Annotated in this window: 1 protein-coding gene; it reads left to right on the top strand. The window is 69.1% G+C overall.

The window, feature by feature from the left end:
- The first annotated feature begins 459 nt into the window (after positions 1 to 459).
- On the top strand, positions 460 to 813 hold the full coding sequence (locus ACFXA3_RS42835; protein ID WP_385197018.1) for a VOC family protein: 354 nt from the start codon (positions 460 to 462) through the stop codon (positions 811 to 813).
- Positions 814 to 1,192 lie beyond the last annotated feature (379 nt).

Genomic DNA, 1,192 nt, shown 5'->3' with positions numbered 1-1,192 from the left:
GCGCCGGTCCCTCAAGGGCGCTCCTTCGTCGCGTCGCTACGCGATGTCGCTGCGCGCCACCCTTGACCGACCGCCCCGTCCCGGAAAGACAACAGACTGCCGGGAAGCCCCCGAAGGATGGCCAGGGGTACATGTTCCGATAAGCCCCCCTCAGAGATCCCGGCCGGGGGCCCCGTCCCTCCCGAGTTCCCGTCCCCGGACCACCCAGCCGGACGGAGATGATGCGCAGGGAGGGGTACGACTCCCATTCGGGGCCCACACAAACACTTTCCGGACCCCGGTCGGGTCAAGCCGCACCAGGCAGCGACCAGCACCCCATCCCCGCCCACGACGGCCCGAGGACGCGTCAGATCGCTACGCGCTTCTCATTCCCCGGCGTCGGACGGCCGTCCGGGGCTGGACACGACGACTCTCCCTTGATGGATGGGGGCCCGATCGCCGTCCTGGTTAGATGGCGGCATGGAACGTGTGCTTGGAATCGGCGGGTACTTCCTGCGGGCCGGCGACCCCGCAGCCCTGAACGCCTGGTATCGCGACTGCCTGGGGCTGGACGCCGACGAACACGGTCTGTGGCGCCAGGAGGCCGGGGCCACGGTGTTCGCGACGTTCGAGTCCGAGACCGACTACTTCGGGACCCGCACCCAACAGACCATGCTCAACTTCCGTGTCCGCGACCTGGACGCCATGCTCGCGCAACTGCGCGCGAAGGGAGCCGACGTGGCCGAAGAGACCCAGGACATGGAAGGCGTAGGCCGGTTCGGCTGGGTCACCGACCCCGAAGGCCATCGCATCGAACTCTGGCAGCCCGCCTGACCGCATCACACACCCACCGCCCATGGGCGGCTTCTGACCGGCCACGGACGGTCGTCGGACGCCAAGCCGGGAGGAGCGCGTAGCGATCTGACGCGTCCGCGGGCCCAGGGTTACTGGGATGGGCTTCTGGGCGTTGCCTGGTGCAGGTTGACCCGACCGGGGTCCGGAAGAGCCTTCCATGGGCCCCGGATGGGGGTCGTACCTCTCCCTGCGCACCATCACGGTCTGGCTGGCCGGTCCTGGTGAGCCGGGTGCGGAGGGACAGGGGCCACCGGCCCGGGTCTCTGATGGGCCCGCCCCTGAACATGTACCCCTGGCCATCCTTCGGGGGCTTCCCGACAGTCTGTTGTCTTTCCGGGACGGGTCGGTCGGTCAAGGG

This window comes from Streptomyces sp. NPDC059456, from assembly GCF_042750055.1.
In the GTDB taxonomy this organism is placed as follows: domain Bacteria; phylum Actinomycetota; class Actinomycetes; order Streptomycetales; family Streptomycetaceae; genus Streptomyces.
This window is presented reverse-complemented; position numbering and strand designations above follow the sequence as displayed.